The organism is Microbacterium sp. NPDC076895, from assembly GCF_040687115.1.
GTDB lineage: Bacteria > Actinomycetota > Actinomycetes > Actinomycetales > Microbacteriaceae > Microbacterium.
The window spans coordinates 1-15,053 of the sequence record NZ_JBFBMQ010000005.1; the positions used below are offsets into that span (position 1 = coordinate 1).

Sequence of the window (15,053 nt, forward strand, 5' to 3'; positions counted from 1 at the left end):
CGGGATCGTCGGGGGACGACTCATGCTTCAGACCTCTCAGCTGGGGCGTTGCATCAGCAACTAACTACCCCTGCCAAACATTCTGACGCGCGACACCCCGTACAACGCCCCGCCCAAGGGGGCTACCCCGACGATGGCGGGGTTCGTGCAGGACTACATCACCAACTTCCAGCGACTCTCCGGAGGTGTGCCGCCCACCCCGGACGAGTACGCGGTCGCGATGGGCGGATTCTCACCCGACATGCTGCCGGTGTTCTCCACGCTCGCCAAGAACTTCGCGGTGTTCGATCACTGGTACGCGGCGGTGCCCTCGCAAACGTTCTGCAACCGGTCCTTCTTCCACGCCGGCACGTCCAACGGGTTCGTCACCAACCGGGGCGGCGGCGACTACGGTAAATGGTTCGACGGCGCCGTATCAGCACCCACGATCTTCAACCGGCTCCAAGACGAGGGACTGTCCTGGCGGGTCTACTACGACGCCGCGCAACTGGTCTCCCTCACCGGGGTCCTCCACGCCAACGCCACCCAGAAGTACTGGAAGACCAACTTCCGCACGATGGAGCAGTTCTACCTCGACGTCGCAAACGGGACACTTCCGTCTTACGCGTTCATCGAACCGCGCATGATCTTCAACCACAACGACATGCACCCCCCGTACGGGGATCTCCGCGTCGGCGACAACGGCGAAGGCGCCACCGTCACCAACGCTGCCGTCTCCGACGTTCGGGCCGGCGAGCAACTGCTCCACGAGCTGTATACCGCGCTCCGTAGCGCCGCGAGCCCCACCGGGTCCAACACGACCAACACCTCGATGCTGATCACTTTCGATGAGCACGGAGGCACCTACGACCACGTTCCGCCGCCATCCGCCGTGCCGCCAGGTACCGGAGAAACAAGTGAGATGGGCTTCGCGTTCGACCGGCTGGGCTGCCGTGTCCCTGCGGTCCTGATCTCCGCCTGGACGGCGCCGAACACCATCCTCAACGACCCCAAGCATCACTCGTCACTCGTGTCGACCCTCTCCCGTCAGCACGGACTGTCGCCTCTGACAGCTCGCGATGTCGACGCGCCCAACATGTTCGATGCCATCAATCTGACAACCCCACGGTCTGCTGCCCAATGGCCACAAACAACACCCGCCGATGTGCCCATCGACAACGACGGGGAACTCGACCCCAAAGCGGAGGCCAACAAAACCAAGAAGCTGAGCAACCCAGCCCAGGGTCTCCTCGGCCTGCTGATCGCCAAATTCGGTGACCCCAGCGCTCCCGTCCCGGACAGCTACGAGGATGCCTACGACGCGCTGACCGAACTAGGCGGGGGCCTGTTCGGCACAACCGACCCAGCCTGACCGTCTCCCCCCACGGAGCTGGGGCAGATCCGTACGCGACCAGGGCGAATCGGCGCCCCATGGACCGCCGACTCCGAGACCGCTGCCGGCATGGTGAGATCTCCCCGCCCCGGATCTACCGCGACAGAACCACCGAAGGCCTGAGCCGCACAGTTGCTACGGCGCCCCACACCAGCAGCGCGACCGCTGCGCCCAGGAGCGCGCCACCGATGGTGTCGGTGAGCCAGTGGGCCTCGAGGAAGGTGCGGCTCCAGGCCATCACCACCACCCACCCCGCCGCGAGAAGCCAGATCAACTGCCGGCGCAGCAGGAGCGCGACGATGATAACCAGGGTCGCTGCCAGAGTCGTGTGCCCGGAAGGGTAGGACGTGAGGCCGATCACTGTGAGCGAGTCAGCTGGACGTGGGCGGGCCAAGCTGACTTTCAGCACCGTCGTCACAGCCTGAGAGGCCAGCAGTGTCAGGACCACCGTCAAGGCACTCCACGGCCGTTTGCTGACAAGGAATCCGACTACCACGGCCAGGCCGGTCACGATCATCGGGAAGACGCCACCGATGCTCTCCAGCGAGTGGGCGAGGATCAGGCCCAGATCGGTCCGCCACGCCCGCATGAGATCGTGCCACCACGTGTCCACCGGCAGCGGGCCGTTCCCAGAGACAGAGATCCACACCCCGAGAAGGACCGCCGCGCCCAGTCCAGCGAGCCCCAGCCAGAGCGCGAGCCGCCGCGGCGGCCCGGTCCCCTCCCCCTCGGGCATGGGGGCGGCGAGATGCCGGTCAGCAGTCAGGTTCACCGGTTGCCCCCTGCTGCTCCTCGCTCGTGCGTCGTGCTCGACGTGCGCTGCGCACGATCAGCCACAGCACGGCGCCGCCGAGCCCCGCGTAGACGACGTAGTTGAGGTAGGTGGAGTAGCGGTCGATCAGCTCGTACTGTGTGCCGAGCGCGGCGCCCAACCCGATAAGAAGTGCGTTCCACACCGCGCTGCCCGCGAGTGTAAAAACCGAGAAGGTGAGCAGCGGCATCCGGGCGGCGCCGGCCGGGAGAGAGATCATGCTCCGTACCCCCGGGATCAGGCGCCCGAAAAAGACCGCGGCCCTGCCATGCCGGGAGAACCAGCCGGCGGCGCGTTCGAAGTCTTCGCGGTCCACCAGCGGGAGCTTTGACAGCCAGATGATGGACCGTTCCATGCCGACCCATGCTCCGAGCCCGTAAAGGATCAGGCCGCCCACATAGGCGCCAAGGGTGCTGGTCACCACCAGAAGCAGGACATTCATCGACCCCTGCTGGGTGAGATAACCGGCCATCGGCAGGACGATCTCGCTGGGGATCGGCGGGAACACCGTCTCAATGAGCGTAAAGAGCCCCACCCCCCATTCCCCGACCCGGTCGATCAGGGCGGCGGCGAACCCGACAATGCCGCCGAGACTGGCGGAGTCGGGGGCAGCGGACAGAGGAACAAGGTACATGCAGCATCCTCCGTTGACGATCTCGTCGACGGGATCGAGGGGCCGCGACGAGTATCCCTTTCACCGTATACCGTATGAAGCTCCGCTGGCTATCCGGGGTCACCAAAGCGCCACTGTCTGAGAGAACGCTCAGACACCCGGGCGCCGTGGCAGGGCCCGGGGTCGGCGGGGGCATTGGGTACCCCCGGCTAGATGCAGACCAGCCGACCCCAGTCGGCGACACCGACCAATCACAGAACGCCGCCGCGGAGAGCCGCCGTACGCGCTCAGCGAAATGTGACCCAATAGCGGCATACCCGAAACATCCCCGTGGTTGTATGTCATGACATCGCCAGGAGTGACGCACCGAGGAGGCATGACCATGGCTACCCTTTCACCCGCAGAGATCGACGTCATCGAGAGCCGTCTTACCGCCGCCGACCGCTGCGACTCGTGCGGCGCACAGGCGTACATTGCCGCCGAAGTCAACGGCAGCGAGCTGCTCTTCTGCGCCCACCACGGACGCCGCTACGAAGAGAAGCTGCGCGAGATCGCCACGAGCTGGCACGACGAGACACACCGACTGAGCGCTGAGTGACTTCAGCACAACTCTCGCCCCGTACCATCTGAATGGCATCGCTCGATCCGCGGACGCGGATGCACTATCGCGCCGCGCGGGCACTCCGGATCGACGTCGGTTCGCTGTGGCAGCGAGCGCGCGAGACATCGCGAGAGCACGGTCGCTGGACTCCTGCCGTGCTCGCCGACATGCTCTGGTCGGCTGGCGTGCGTCAGGTGGGATTCCAGGATTACGTTGATTACGACTTCGCGATTCTGAGCCGTGCCGAGCGCGCCACATACATGACGCATCCCGTCTCGAACGAGCTGTCACAGCGCTACGACGACCCGCGGTACCGAGCCCAGTTTCACAACAAGATCGCGTTCAACAGCACGTTTGCACCCTTCCTCCACCGCGAATGGATGACGGTCACGGCCGATAACGCGCACGAGTTGCGCGATTTCGTCGAGCGCCACGGCACCGTCATCGTCAAGGAGCCGGTCGGGCAGGCAGGATCCGGCGTCCACCGTTATCGAGCGGATGCCGTCACCGATTGGTCGGCGTTCCACACCGGTCTGCTGGAGCGCGGGGAACTCCTCGCCGAAGAGGTGATCACCCAGCATCCTGATCTTGCCGCCTTCTGCCCGGGCACGGTCAATACGACCCGGGTCACGACCTTCTTCGACGGCGAACGCACACACATCCTCGCCATGGCGCAGAAGTTCGGCCGGGGAGAAGTCAGCGACCAGATGAGCTTCGGCGGCTTCTATTCGATGCTCGACGACGACGGCCGGGCTGTGGGCCCCGGCTACGACTCGCACGGCAACGTGCACGAGTTTCATCCCGATACCGGGCGCCGCATTTCCGAGTTCACCCTGCCGATGCTCGACGACGTCAGGGTCTTCATCGATGAGGTGGCACGTGTCGTTCCGACAGTGCGCTATGTGGGGTGGGACGTCGTGGTGACTCCCCAAGGCCCGGTCCTCGTCGAGGGGAACTGGGCGGCAGGGGTCTACGAGAACAAGCCCAGCGTGACCGGCATCCGCACCGGCCACAAGCCCAAGTACCGTGCAGCTATCGGTTTCTGAGGAGCGCTAGACCGCGCGCACGATGCCGAGCGGCGTTGACTGGTGACCCTGGCCGAGCGGATTGTCGCGAAGCACGGCGAGAAGCGTCTTCTCGTCAGTCTTCGAGAGCGTCGACCCGAGAATGTTCCCACCGAGGTCGTTGATGTCCACCACCGCAACCTCGACGCCGGGGGCCAGCAACGTCTTGAGGTGCTGAGCTACCTCCCGGGGACGTTCGGGCCCCAGCACGACGGCGCTGTTGTACGGCGGGATGGTCCCACTGGTCGGGCCGTCGATCGCACGGGCGCGGTCGCCGGCGATCCGGTAGAAGTCGCCCGAGCGGCCGAAGGCCTTCGTCACGGCCGAGACCGCCGCAGCGAAAAGGATGCGCGGCGTGCCGCACTCGCGCAGCGCCATCTCCATGGTCTCGGGCATTCCGAGGCCGATCCCATACGGAGTACGCGTCACGTACCGCGACAGAAACAGGGCCAGCTTGCGCGGCTGAATCTCCGACACCGCGTACGAGCGCCCCTGGGTGATCGCGACGATCTTCTCGGTGACGAACAGCGTGTCGCCGGTGACGGCGTGCTCGAGGGCGTATTCGCGGATGATGTCATCCAGGTCATCACCGGGCATCACAACGCGCGTGCGGATCGGGATCCGCCGGTAGCTCGCGCCGTCGATCTCGACGTCGAGCGACTTCCCCTCGTTGGCGACGCCGGTCATTCCAGATAGTCCCGCAGCGATTGCGACCGCGACGGGTGGCGAAGCTTGGCCATCGTCTTCGACTCGATCTGGCGGATCCGTTCACGGGTCACACCGAACGTGTCGCCGATCTGGTCGAGCGTCTTGGGCTGACCGTCACCGAGGCCGAAGCGCATGCGGATGACGCCCGCTTCGCGCTCGCTGAGCGAGTCGAGGAGGGACTCCAACTGACGCTGCAGCATGGTGAAGCCCACCGCGTCGGCCGGGACGACCGCCTCGGTGTCCTCGATGAGGTCACCGAACTCGCTGTCACCGTCCTCACCGAGCGGGGTGTGCAGCGAGATCGGCTCGCGGCCGTACTTCTGCACCTCGATGACCTTCTCCGGGGTCATGTCGAGTTCCTTCGACAGCTCCTCGGGGGTGGGTTCGCGACCCAGGTCCTGCAGCATCTGACGCTGCACGCGTGCGAGCTTGTTGATGACCTCGACCATGTGCACCGGGATGCGGATGGTACGCGCCTGGTCCGCCATGGCTCGGGTGATCGCCTGACGGATCCACCAGGTGGCGTAGGTGGAGAACTTGAAGCCCTTGGTGTAGTCGAACTTCTCGACGGCACGGATGAGGCCGAGGTTCCCTTCCTGGATGAGGTCGAGGAACTGCATGCCACGGCCGGTGTAGCGCTTGGCGAGGGAGACCACCAGACGCAGGTTCGCGCCGAGCAGGTGGCTCTTCGCTCGCTGGCCGTCGCGGGCGACCCACTGGAGGTCGAGGCCCAGCTGGCTGGACTTCTCTGCCGCCGACATCTTCGACAGCTTCTCCTCGGCGAACAGGCCGGCCTCGATCCGCATCGCGAGCTCGACCTCTTCGGCCGCGTTCAGCAGCGGGACCTTGCCGATCTGCTTCAGGTAATCCTTGACCGGGTCAGCTGTCGCACCGGTGATCTGCGTCGAGTAGATCGGGACGTCATCCTCGTCGCTCGAGCTGATGACGATGGCGCCACTGGGGAGCGGCTCGGTGAAGACGGGCTTGCTGGGTGTTTCGTCGTCGTCAACGTCATCGTCGTCAGACGCGTCCTTCGCGGCCGGCGAGTCGGGTGCGTCATCCGATGATTCCGAGTCAGACGACTCGTCGTCGGCTCCCTCGTCGACGCCGTCCACATCAGCCTCGTCGAGTTCTTCGTCCTCGTCGATGTCGTCGGCGTCGTCATCCGCGCTCTTCGTGGATGTCTTCTTCGCGCTGGCCTTCGCGCCCGTCGCGCCGCTACGCTTCTTGGCTGCGGGACGCTTGCTGGCAGCAGTCGTGGCGACCTCGTCGTCGCTCTCGATCTCAGTAGCCAGCGCGTCCGCGTCGGCCTTCTTGGCGCGCGTACGGGTGGGTGTCGTGCTTGCGGTCACGTTTCGCCTCTCAGCGCACGGCGATCTGATTGCCGCGCTGTTGGTTTCGGACGCTAGTAAGACCCTTGTCAAGTCCCGCGGCCTGTGACGGCCACGGGTGACAATGGGTCGAACCACCATTGTCTCATACTCCGTCCGCGATTCCTGGCCCACTCCCCCGGCCGTCGCTAACGGATATCAGCAACAACGAGTGTGACGCGTTGCGTATTCCCCCGGCACAGGTGACGCTCAAGCCTTGTCGTCGTCGCCCGCGGGCCGGGTGGCCAGATACCGCTCCAGTTCGGCGGCAATCTCGTCCGCGGTCGGCAGGTCACCGGTGTGGATGATCGGCGTGGCGTTCGTCGCCCCCGCCATGTACGCGTCATAACGCTCTTCGAGGGTCTCGATCATCCGCTGCAGTTCGTCGCTTCCGCCAACCTGCTCCTGCACTTTCTCGAGATACTCGCGGTTCTCTTCCCGAAGTTCGTCACCGGCGAAGACCAATCCCGTGGCGACCGTGACGCTGTCGAGCGCGGCGAGAGCCGCTGCAGGATATTGCGTATCTGCGAGGTAGTGCGGCACCAGCAGCACGAAGCCCGCAACATCCGCCGCGGTCTCGGCAAAGCGGTACTCGAGGAGGTGGCCGACGGTCGCGGGAACCTGTGTCTCTGGCTGCCATACCGAATGCGCCGCCGTGAGCTCGGTCCGGGTCCCGCTCACTGTCGTTCCCAGCGGACGTGTGTGAGGGACAGGCATCGGAATGGCGTGTACCCACGTCACGCTCGCCACGTCAAGTTCAGCGGCCAGCTCGAGGACCGCTGCTGTGAACGAGTCCCAGGCGAAATCCGGCTCGTACCCCGTGAGCGTGATGAACGGCTGCCCCAGGGCGTCGTGAACGAGCGAGAGCTCCAGCCGGGGAGGCCGATAGTCAGTGAGGTGGTCGTGCTCGAAAGAGATGACCGGGCGACGCGCGCGGTAGTCGAGAAGGATGTCGTTCTCGAAAACCGCAATGGGCGTCGGCTCCAGATCCTCCCTCAGGTAGGTGACGACCCGACTCACGGCGGATCCGGCGTCGGTGAAACCGGTGAGCGCGATCACGAGCGGCAGACCCGCGGGCACCGGTGGGGCGCTGGCGACGCGGTGATAAACGGGTACCGACAAGGTCATGCCTCCATGCTAGGCGCGTGGTCGCAGTGGCCGCCCCGACGCGTGCCGCTCAGAGCGAACATGCCCCGACCTAGGATGAATGCATGGCCAGTCCTGTCGTCGAATTCAGCGAAGCCCCGGTTACCGAACACGACGCAGACGCGGTGGTGATGGTGATCCCCCTTGTTTCCGCAACCGCTGACGACGAGTGGGAATCCCTTCCCGGACTGCGCGAGAGCCTGGAGTCGATCGGGTTCACAGGCGCGGCGGGATCGCATGCCCGGGTGGCGGTTCCGCAGCTGTTCGCGCAGCCCGTTGCCGTCGTCGGCAGCGGTGCGGGTCGGGACGCGGCATCCGTTCGTAACGCCGTCGGTGTCGGATGCCGCACTCTGACCGGGTTCGCCGCTGTCGCCGTGGCTCTGCCCTTCCACGAGACGGCAGACGCGGCGCTCGCAGCCGCCGAGGGCGCAGGTCTCGGCGGCTACAGCTTCGCGAGCTTCAAGAAGGAACCGCCGAAGCCCCGCGCCAGCCGTGTCGTCGTTCATGCTGCGGCAGCGGTTCCGCCCGCGGATGCAGCACGAGTCCGCGCCGTGGTCGAAGCAGTCGCGCTCGTGAAGGACCTCGTGACCACCCCCGCCGACGCCCTCGGCCCCGCCGACATGGCGGAGGCGACCAGCGACCTGCTGACAGACCTCCCGGCAACAGTCCAGGTGTGGGACGAAACCGATCTGGCAACCGGCGGGTTCGGTGGCATCCTCGGTGTCGGTCGCGGCTCGGTACGCCCCCCACGCCTCGTTCGCGCCGAGTATGCGCCGGACGGCGCGACGCGTCACGTGGCTCTGGTCGGCAAGGGCATCACGTTCGACTCCGGTGGGCTCTCGCTCAAGCCCGCCGCCGGAATGGTCGACATGAAGTACGACATGTGCGGCGCGGCAACGGTCCTTGCTGTGCTTCGCGCGGTCGCTGAGATCGGTGCTCCCGTGCGCGTGTCAGCGTGGCTGTGTCTGGCCGAGAACATGCCCTCGGGGACGGCGACACGCCCGGGCGATGTCCTTCGCATCGCCGATGGCACGACGGTCGAGGTACTGAACACGGATGCCGAGGGCCGGCTGGTCCTTGCCGACGGGCTTGTCGCGGCGAGCCGTGAGCACCCCGACGTCATCGTCGATGTGGCAACCCTCACTGGTGCGATCACCACAGCGTTGGGAACGCGGCACGCAGGCGTCATGGGCGACGACGAGGCCGTCGCCCGCTACCTTGCGGCAGCGGATCGTGTCAACGAGCTCGCCTGGCAGATGCCCCTTCCCGACCACATGGTCGATGAACTCGACTCTCCGATCGCGGATCTTCGCAATGCAAAGGTCGGTGACCCCGCGGGAGGATCCCTCTTCGCGGGTCTGTTCCTTCGTCATTTCGTCGGAACACGCGACGACGCCGACGGCAGCGGAGTTCGGATCCCGTGGGTTCATCTCGACATCGCCGGTGTGGGCATGAACAAGGGTGCCCCCTTCGGGTTTACAGACAAGGGTCCGACCGCAGCGACGACCCGGAGCCTCATCGAGTTCGTGATCAGCGAGGCCGGCCGATGAGCGAGGACGCCTTCGACATCGTTGTACTCGGAGGCGGCTCCGGAGGCTACGCGGCAGCGTTGCGCGCCCGGGAACTCGGACGAACGGTTGCTCTGGTCGAGCGAGACCAGGTGGGCGGGACGTGCCTTCACCGCGGTTGCGTCCCCACGAAAGCGCTGCTGCACTCCGGAGAAGTCGCCGATGTCGTGCGGAACGCTGCCCACCACGGCGTGAGCGCGAGCCTTGACGCCATCGATATGGCCGCGGTCCACGACTACCGTCGCAAGATCGTCAGCAAGAAGCACGCAGGTCTCACCGGACTTCTCGCCGCGCGCGGTGTCGTCACCGTGGCCGGCGACGGCTATCTCGAACCCGGTTTGCGGGTTCGGGTGGGAGGCCGCACCCTGTCGGCATCCGACATCATCCTTGCCACCGGCGGGCGCACCCGCGAGCTTGCCGATGTGCCTCTCGGCGGGCGGGTGTTAAGCAGCGACACCGCGCTCGAGCTCGACGAGGTACCGTCATCCGTCATCATCCTCGGCGGCGGCGTCATCGGGGTCGAGTTCGCCAGCATCTGGCGCTCGTTCGGCGCAGAGGTGACGATCATCGAGCCGCTCGCCCGCCTGCTTCCCTCAGAAGACGAAGCCAGCAGTGCGGCGCTGCTCCGGGCGTTCCGCAAGCGCGGGATCACGACGACCTTTGGGGTTTCGTGCACCGGTGTGGACGCGAGCGACGACCACGTCACGGTGACCCTGTCGGATGGCTCGACCCGCACCGCAGACTACGTTCTGGTCGCGGCGGGCCGGGTTCCGGCTACCGCTGACCTCGGCTTCGAGGAAGCTGGCGTTGAACTCGCTGCCGGGTTCGTCGTGACGGATGCCGAGCTGCGCACGACCGCACCGCACGTCTGGGCTGTGGGTGACATCGTTCGGGGGCCACAACTTGCCCATCGCGGCTTCGCTCATGGCATCGCTGTGGCGGAGCGGATCGCCGGGCTGTCCGTCGCCCCGCTCGACGACAACTCCGTGCCGCGCGTCGCGTATTCGAGTCCGGAGGTAGCTTCCGTTGGGCTCACGACAGCGGCGGCGGTCGAACGGTTCGGTGAGGATGCCGTTCAAGTCGCGGAGATTCCGCTGGCTGCCAATGCCAAGAGCGAGATCTTGGGAACCACCGGATTCGCGCGGGTCGTGCGGCGGCGCGAAGGCCCGGTCCTGGGTGTGCACCTCGTCGGCGATCGCGTCGGCGAGCTCATCACCGAAGGACAGTTGCTCGTGGGCTGGGACGCGCATCCCGAAGACGTGGCTCCCCTCATTCACGCCCATCCGACACAGAGTGAGTCGCTCGGCGAAGCGCTCTTGCTGCTCTCGGGCAAACCGCTACATGCGATCTGACGACCGCCCCCGCAGAATCACTAAGCTGGAAACGACATCGGCATCCTGAAGGAGACAAACTCATGAGCACTTCCGTGGTCCTCCCCGCACTCGGCGAGAGTGTTACGGAGGGAACGGTGACCCGCTGGCTCAAGAAAGTGGGAGACACAGTTCAGGCCGATGAAGGGCTTCTCGAGATCTCGACCGACAAGGTCGACACCGAGATCCCCTCCCCCGTTTCCGGCGTGATCGAGGAGATCCTCGTTGCCGAGGACGAGACCGTCGAGGTCGGCGCGATCCTGGCGAAGATCGGTGACGGCTCATCCGCACCGTCGTCGGATGCTCCCGCCGAGGAGGCTCCCGGCGAGCAGGCGCCGCAGGAGTCGGCTCCCGAGCCGGAGCCCGCTCCTGCCGAAGAGCCCGCACCTGCACCCGCTCCCGCAGCGCAGGCCGCTCCGTCCGGCGAGGGCAAGGACGTCGTCCTCCCCGAGCTCGGTGAAAGCGTGACCGAAGGCACGGTGACCCGCTGGCTGAAGGCCGTTGGCGACACCGTCGAGGTCGACGAGCCGCTACTGGAGATCTCCACCGACAAGGTCGACACCGAGATCCCCTCCCCTGTCGCGGGAACGCTGCAGGAGATTCTGGTGCAAGAAGACGAGACGGTTTCGGTCGGTGCGACCCTCGCCCGCATCGGCGACGGTGCCGCGCAGGAGTCCGCCCCGGCGCCCACACCCGCTCCTGAGCCGACGCCGGAGCCCGCTGCCGAGAAGCCCGCGGCTGAGCCCGAGAAGCCCGCAGCGCCGAGCCAGACGGCAGAAACTCCCGTGACTTCGTCCGAAGTGACCGAGGCAGCCGCCGACGAAGCGGCGCCCGAGTCCGACGGCGACGGCAAGACGTATGTGACCCCGCTCGTTCGTAAGCTCGCGCAGGAGAAGGGCGTCGACCTCTCGACGGTCAAGGGAAGCGGCGTCGGCGGACGGATCCGCAAGGAGGACGTCCTTGCAGCTGCCGAGCCGGCAGCGACGCCCGCAGCCGCAACTGATGCGCCCAAGCGTGCTGCCCGGGAGGTTTCTGAGCTCCGTGGGACCACGCAGCCGATGTCGCGGCTGCGCAAGGTTCTCTCAGAGCGCGCTGTCGCGTCAATGCAGTCGACGGCTCAGCTCACCACCGTGGTTGAGGTCGACATCACCAAGGTTGCGGCATTCCGCGATGCGGTGAAGGGCGACTTCCAGAAGAAGACGGGCGATAAGCTCTCGTTCCTGCCCTTCTTCGCGCTGGCAGCCGCCGAGGCTCTGCAGGCGTACCCCGTCATCAACGCCACCGTCGACGAGGGTTCGATTGTCTACCCGGCAACCGAGAACCTCTCGATCGCGGTCGACACCGAGCGGGGCCTGCTGACTCCCGTCCTGCGCGATGCAGCAACGAAGAACCTCGCCCAGATCGCTCACGAGATCGCCGATCTCGCGGCCCGGACGCGGGACAACAAGCTCAAGCCCGACGAGCTCGCCGGCGGCACGTTCACGCTGACCAACACCGGCTCCCGTGGCGCGCTGTTTGACACGCCGGTCGTTTTCCTGCCGCAGTCCGCGATCCTCGGCACCGGCACTGTCGTCAAGCGACCCGGCGTCGTGCAGGTTGACGGAAAGGATGCGATCTCCGTTCGCTCGTATGTCTACCTCGCCCTGTCGTACGACCACCGGATCATTGACGGTGCGGATGCGGCCCGCTTCCTCGGTGCCGTGAAGGCGCGCCTCGAAGAGGCAGACTTCGCCGGCGATCTCGGCATCTGACGGGATCGGCGTCGAGCCGGCAAGAACGTACCAGCGCTACGCAGATGGCTGCTGCGTGAGGTCGAGAACCTCACGCAGCAGCCATCTGTCGTCGTGACGTGCAATCACAACGAGCTGCGGCGGAAAGCCGTCGGCCTCGGCGCGAACGACCGCGACATCCCCGTACTCATCGACCAGATGAAGGGTCCGAAGAGCAGCAGGAGCGGCGGCGGCGCCGGTAGCGAATGCCACATCCCCACGCTCGGCAACCGTCCCCACGCAGGCGGCATCCCCGGCACACGTCGACATGGCGTCGAGAATGACGCCCGCCACGCGAGGCAGATCAGGCGCGTCCGCCTCGAGTCGGGAGCTGGACGAGGCAGTTTCGCCGGTATCCGGCGAGATGGCATCTCCGGTCGGTGCACTTTCTGCTGGCGCACTGCGCGCATCAGGCGCCAGGACCGTGACAGCAATAGCCAGGACCACGCCTACGGCAACTGCACCAATGACCAGCCGACCCCGCCCGACAGGGCGCCCCGCTCTCGGGCCACGTCGAAATGAACGCAGAGCGCCACGGGCAGAGGCAGCCACGTCCGCGAGAGTCTCATGCCATCCGCCATCGCCACCGCGCACGAGCCGATCGAAGGCACCAGGCTCATCAGGCGGCACGACCCGCGACTCGGCCCGCAGGTGGGCCTCAACCACAGCCGGGCTCGGAACCAGCCGCACAGTGGCCGGGGCTTCGGACGACGGACGAAGCGGCCCGGGCTCGACCCACTCGAACACGGCTCGCTCACAGGCATCGAAGCCACCTGCGCGGTGGTCATCGGCTCGCAAGACAGCCACGATGGCATCCCGGACGGAGCCACCCCGCGCATCATCGAGCGGAAGTCGGTTCAGGATGCGGCATGCGCTCTCCCGAGCGGGTTCCGCGCCGGGCCCGAGCGCGAAGACGGGCCTGGCGGAGCCGGACAGCCACCATGCTCCGCCGAGATCCTTCCCAGCTGCAGCACGCAGCTCGTACGCCCCGCGCAACAGGCTGATCATGATGGTGGCACACTCCGGTTCCGTGAGAGGCGACCGCCGGCTCTCACGAGTCTCGAGATACGTTTCGAGGGGCTCCCGGCACGCTTCGACCAGCGCACCGACTGCGGCTTCAGAGCGCGAGGCGCCCATGTGCACGACGTCGAGTGCCCGGAGCACGTGCGTGTCATCCTGTGGCGTCCAGAACAGCTCCCCGGCAGGCACCTGTTCAGGATCGATCAGCAGGTGGACACCTGCCGGGCTGCGCACGAGCGTTCCCGCGTAGGGTGACTCTCTTGTCGTGACACGACGCAGCGGGGTGAAAGCGATCAGGAACGGATCATCCGCCCACCCGGGCATTGCATCACTCATGTCCCCAGCCTGAGTAGCAACATCACCCGCGCAATAAGCCCGTCGCCGATGCGGGGACCCGCAAGCCCGATCGCAGCCTGGGGAGGAAGGCGCGGGGATGCGGTCGGACGAGGCAGCGACTCATGCAGCGCGTCCGTCCCGGGTACGCTGGAGGGATGGCAGCACGCGCGTCCTCACCCGAGAAAAGGCCCGGCTTCTTCTCGCAGCTTCGTACCCTGTATACGTTCACGCAGCAGACCTACCGCGGTCTCCCGTGGTTGCTCGTGGGCGTCGTGCTCGCCGGTGCCGCCCTCGGTGTTGGCATCGGGTTCCTCATTCCCCCGGTCGCTGTCTGGAGCATCATTCTCTGGGGTGTCACCGGTCTTCTCTTCGGTGTCCTGATGGGTCTGACCCTGACGACCCGGCTGTCGACACGCGCCATGTACAAGCGCATCGACGGCGTACCCGGCGCCACCGGCCACGTGATCTCCACATCGCTCGGCCGCTCGTGGCAGGCGAACGAGAACCCCGTCGGCGTTAATCCGAAGACCCAGGAAGCGGTTTACCGTGTCATCGGCCGCGGTGGCGTCGTCATCATCGGTGAGGGCTCACGCGGGCGTCTGACCCGGCTGGTCAACGACGAGCGCCAGAAAGTTCAGCGGGTGGCATCCGGTGTACCGCTGACAGTGATCTACGTCGGGCACGGCGACGAGGACGTGCCGATCTCACAGCTCGCGACACGGATCAAGAAGTTGCCGAAGAAGATCGACCGCGCAACGATGGCTGCCGTCATCAAGCGAGTCGACTCGGTTTCCCAGACGTTGACGTCGCTGCCGATTCCTAAGGGCATCGATCCCACCAAGGTTCGGGCACCGCGCCCCCGCTGAGTCCTGGCAGCGCGGTCAGCGGCTGCGAAGCAGGACTGTGCCCGCCGCCTTGTCGTGTAACCCGCGCTGATCGGCATCCCAGATGACAGCCGGGATCACCACGATCAGCAACAGGGTGCGCAGCACCGGTCGCCACAGACCCACCCAGCCCCCCTCCACGCGCTGGAGCGTCAACCCGAAGATCCGATGTCCGGGGCTGCCCTGCAGCGTCGGCAAGAAGGCGATCTGAATGAGCGCAAAGATGCCGAGAATGGCGAGTGCGTCCCACCCGAAGAACCCCGAGATGAGATACGCCGCACCGTAGTCGACGCACAACGCACCGACTCGACGGCCGAGGCGACCGATCGATCCGGGCCCAGACTCCGGAAGTCCGAGGCGTTTACCGGGGTAGTCCTGGGCAACTGAGGTCACCGGAAGAGCCTATCTGGGCGAGCCGATT

Annotated in this window: 14 protein-coding genes; 7 read left to right on the forward strand and 7 right to left on the reverse strand. The window is 66.2% G+C overall.

What is annotated here, in order from left to right:
* The first annotated feature begins 133 nt into the window (after positions 1 to 133).
* Complete coding sequence (locus AB0O89_RS05535) at positions 134 to 1,351, forward strand: alkaline phosphatase family protein (RefSeq protein WP_363494961.1); 1,218 nt, start codon at positions 134 to 136, stop codon at positions 1,349 to 1,351.
* A 115-nt stretch (positions 1,352 to 1,466) separates the two neighbouring features.
* Here AB0O89_RS05535 and AB0O89_RS05540 read toward each other — a convergent pair whose 3' ends face one another.
* Positions 1,467 to 2,144, reverse strand: a complete 678-nt coding sequence (locus AB0O89_RS05540) for a phosphatase PAP2 family protein (RefSeq protein ID WP_363494963.1) — start codon at positions 2,142 to 2,144, stop codon at positions 1,467 to 1,469.
* A complete protein-coding gene (locus AB0O89_RS05545; protein WP_363494965.1) occupies positions 2,128 to 2,817 on the reverse strand; it encodes a DedA family protein in 690 nt (229 codons plus the stop codon). The genes AB0O89_RS05540 and AB0O89_RS05545 overlap by 17 nt, the downstream gene beginning before the upstream one ends.
* Positions 2,818 to 3,172: 355 nt before the next feature.
* Between AB0O89_RS05545 and AB0O89_RS05550 the strand changes: the two genes are divergently transcribed.
* Together AB0O89_RS05550 and AB0O89_RS05555 are read left to right on the forward strand one after the other, a co-directional pair.
* Positions 3,173 to 3,394, forward strand: a complete 222-nt coding sequence (locus AB0O89_RS05550) for a hypothetical protein (protein ID WP_300592390.1) — start codon at positions 3,173 to 3,175, stop codon at positions 3,392 to 3,394.
* A 32-nt stretch (positions 3,395 to 3,426) separates the two neighbouring features.
* Complete coding sequence (locus AB0O89_RS05555) at positions 3,427 to 4,443, forward strand: sugar-transfer associated ATP-grasp domain-containing protein (RefSeq protein ID WP_300592386.1); 1,017 nt, start codon at positions 3,427 to 3,429, stop codon at positions 4,441 to 4,443.
* A gap of 6 nt (positions 4,444 to 4,449) precedes the next feature.
* Here the strand turns inward: AB0O89_RS05555 and AB0O89_RS05560 are convergent, their stop codons facing one another.
* The 3 genes from AB0O89_RS05560 to AB0O89_RS05570 form a co-directional block, all read right to left on the reverse strand.
* Positions 4,450 to 5,148: a coenzyme F420-0:L-glutamate ligase gene (locus tag AB0O89_RS05560; RefSeq protein WP_363494968.1), complete on the reverse strand. Its 699-nt coding sequence runs from the start codon at positions 5,146 to 5,148 to the stop codon at positions 4,450 to 4,452.
* Positions 5,145 to 6,521, reverse strand: coding sequence for an RNA polymerase sigma factor (locus AB0O89_RS05565; protein ID WP_363494970.1), 1,377 nt, complete (start codon positions 6,519 to 6,521; stop codon positions 5,145 to 5,147). Before AB0O89_RS05565 ends, AB0O89_RS05560 begins: the two co-directional genes overlap by 4 nt.
* 228 nt (positions 6,522 to 6,749) lie before the next feature.
* Positions 6,750 to 7,667: a PAC2 family protein gene (locus tag AB0O89_RS05570; protein ID WP_300592377.1), complete on the reverse strand. Its 918-nt coding sequence runs from the start codon at positions 7,665 to 7,667 to the stop codon at positions 6,750 to 6,752.
* A gap of 83 nt (positions 7,668 to 7,750) precedes the next feature.
* Here AB0O89_RS05570 and AB0O89_RS05575 point away from each other — a divergent pair, with 83 nt between their 5' ends.
* From AB0O89_RS05575 to sucB, 3 genes are all read left to right on the forward strand, one after another.
* Positions 7,751 to 9,235, forward strand: a complete 1,485-nt coding sequence (locus tag AB0O89_RS05575) for a leucyl aminopeptidase (protein WP_300592374.1) — start codon at positions 7,751 to 7,753, stop codon at positions 9,233 to 9,235.
* The gene (gene lpdA, locus AB0O89_RS05580; protein ID WP_363494973.1) at positions 9,232 to 10,605 is read left to right on the forward strand and encodes a dihydrolipoyl dehydrogenase; all 1,374 of its coding nucleotides are present in this window, start codon (positions 9,232 to 9,234) and stop codon (positions 10,603 to 10,605) included. The genes AB0O89_RS05575 and lpdA overlap by 4 nt, the downstream gene beginning before the upstream one ends.
* A gap of 62 nt (positions 10,606 to 10,667) precedes the next feature.
* On the forward strand, positions 10,668 to 12,374 hold the full coding sequence (gene sucB / locus AB0O89_RS05585; RefSeq protein WP_363494975.1) for a 2-oxoglutarate dehydrogenase, E2 component, dihydrolipoamide succinyltransferase: 1,707 nt from the start codon (positions 10,668 to 10,670) through the stop codon (positions 12,372 to 12,374).
* 36 nt (positions 12,375 to 12,410) lie between these two features.
* Here sucB and AB0O89_RS05590 read toward each other — a convergent pair whose 3' ends face one another.
* Positions 12,411 to 13,748 (reverse strand): hypothetical protein, encoded by a 1,338-nt coding sequence (locus AB0O89_RS05590; protein WP_363494977.1) that lies wholly within the window; start codon positions 13,746 to 13,748, stop codon positions 12,411 to 12,413.
* 155 nt (positions 13,749 to 13,903) lie between these two features.
* Here AB0O89_RS05590 and AB0O89_RS05595 point away from each other — a divergent pair, with 155 nt between their 5' ends.
* On the forward strand, positions 13,904 to 14,614 hold the full coding sequence (locus tag AB0O89_RS05595; protein WP_300592363.1) for a DUF4191 domain-containing protein: 711 nt from the start codon (positions 13,904 to 13,906) through the stop codon (positions 14,612 to 14,614).
* A gap of 15 nt (positions 14,615 to 14,629) precedes the next feature.
* Here the strand turns inward: AB0O89_RS05595 and AB0O89_RS05600 are convergent, their stop codons facing one another.
* Complete coding sequence (locus tag AB0O89_RS05600; protein ID WP_300592360.1) at positions 14,630 to 15,025, reverse strand: RDD family protein; 396 nt, start codon at positions 15,023 to 15,025, stop codon at positions 14,630 to 14,632.
* Positions 15,026 to 15,053: the final 28 nt, after the last annotated feature.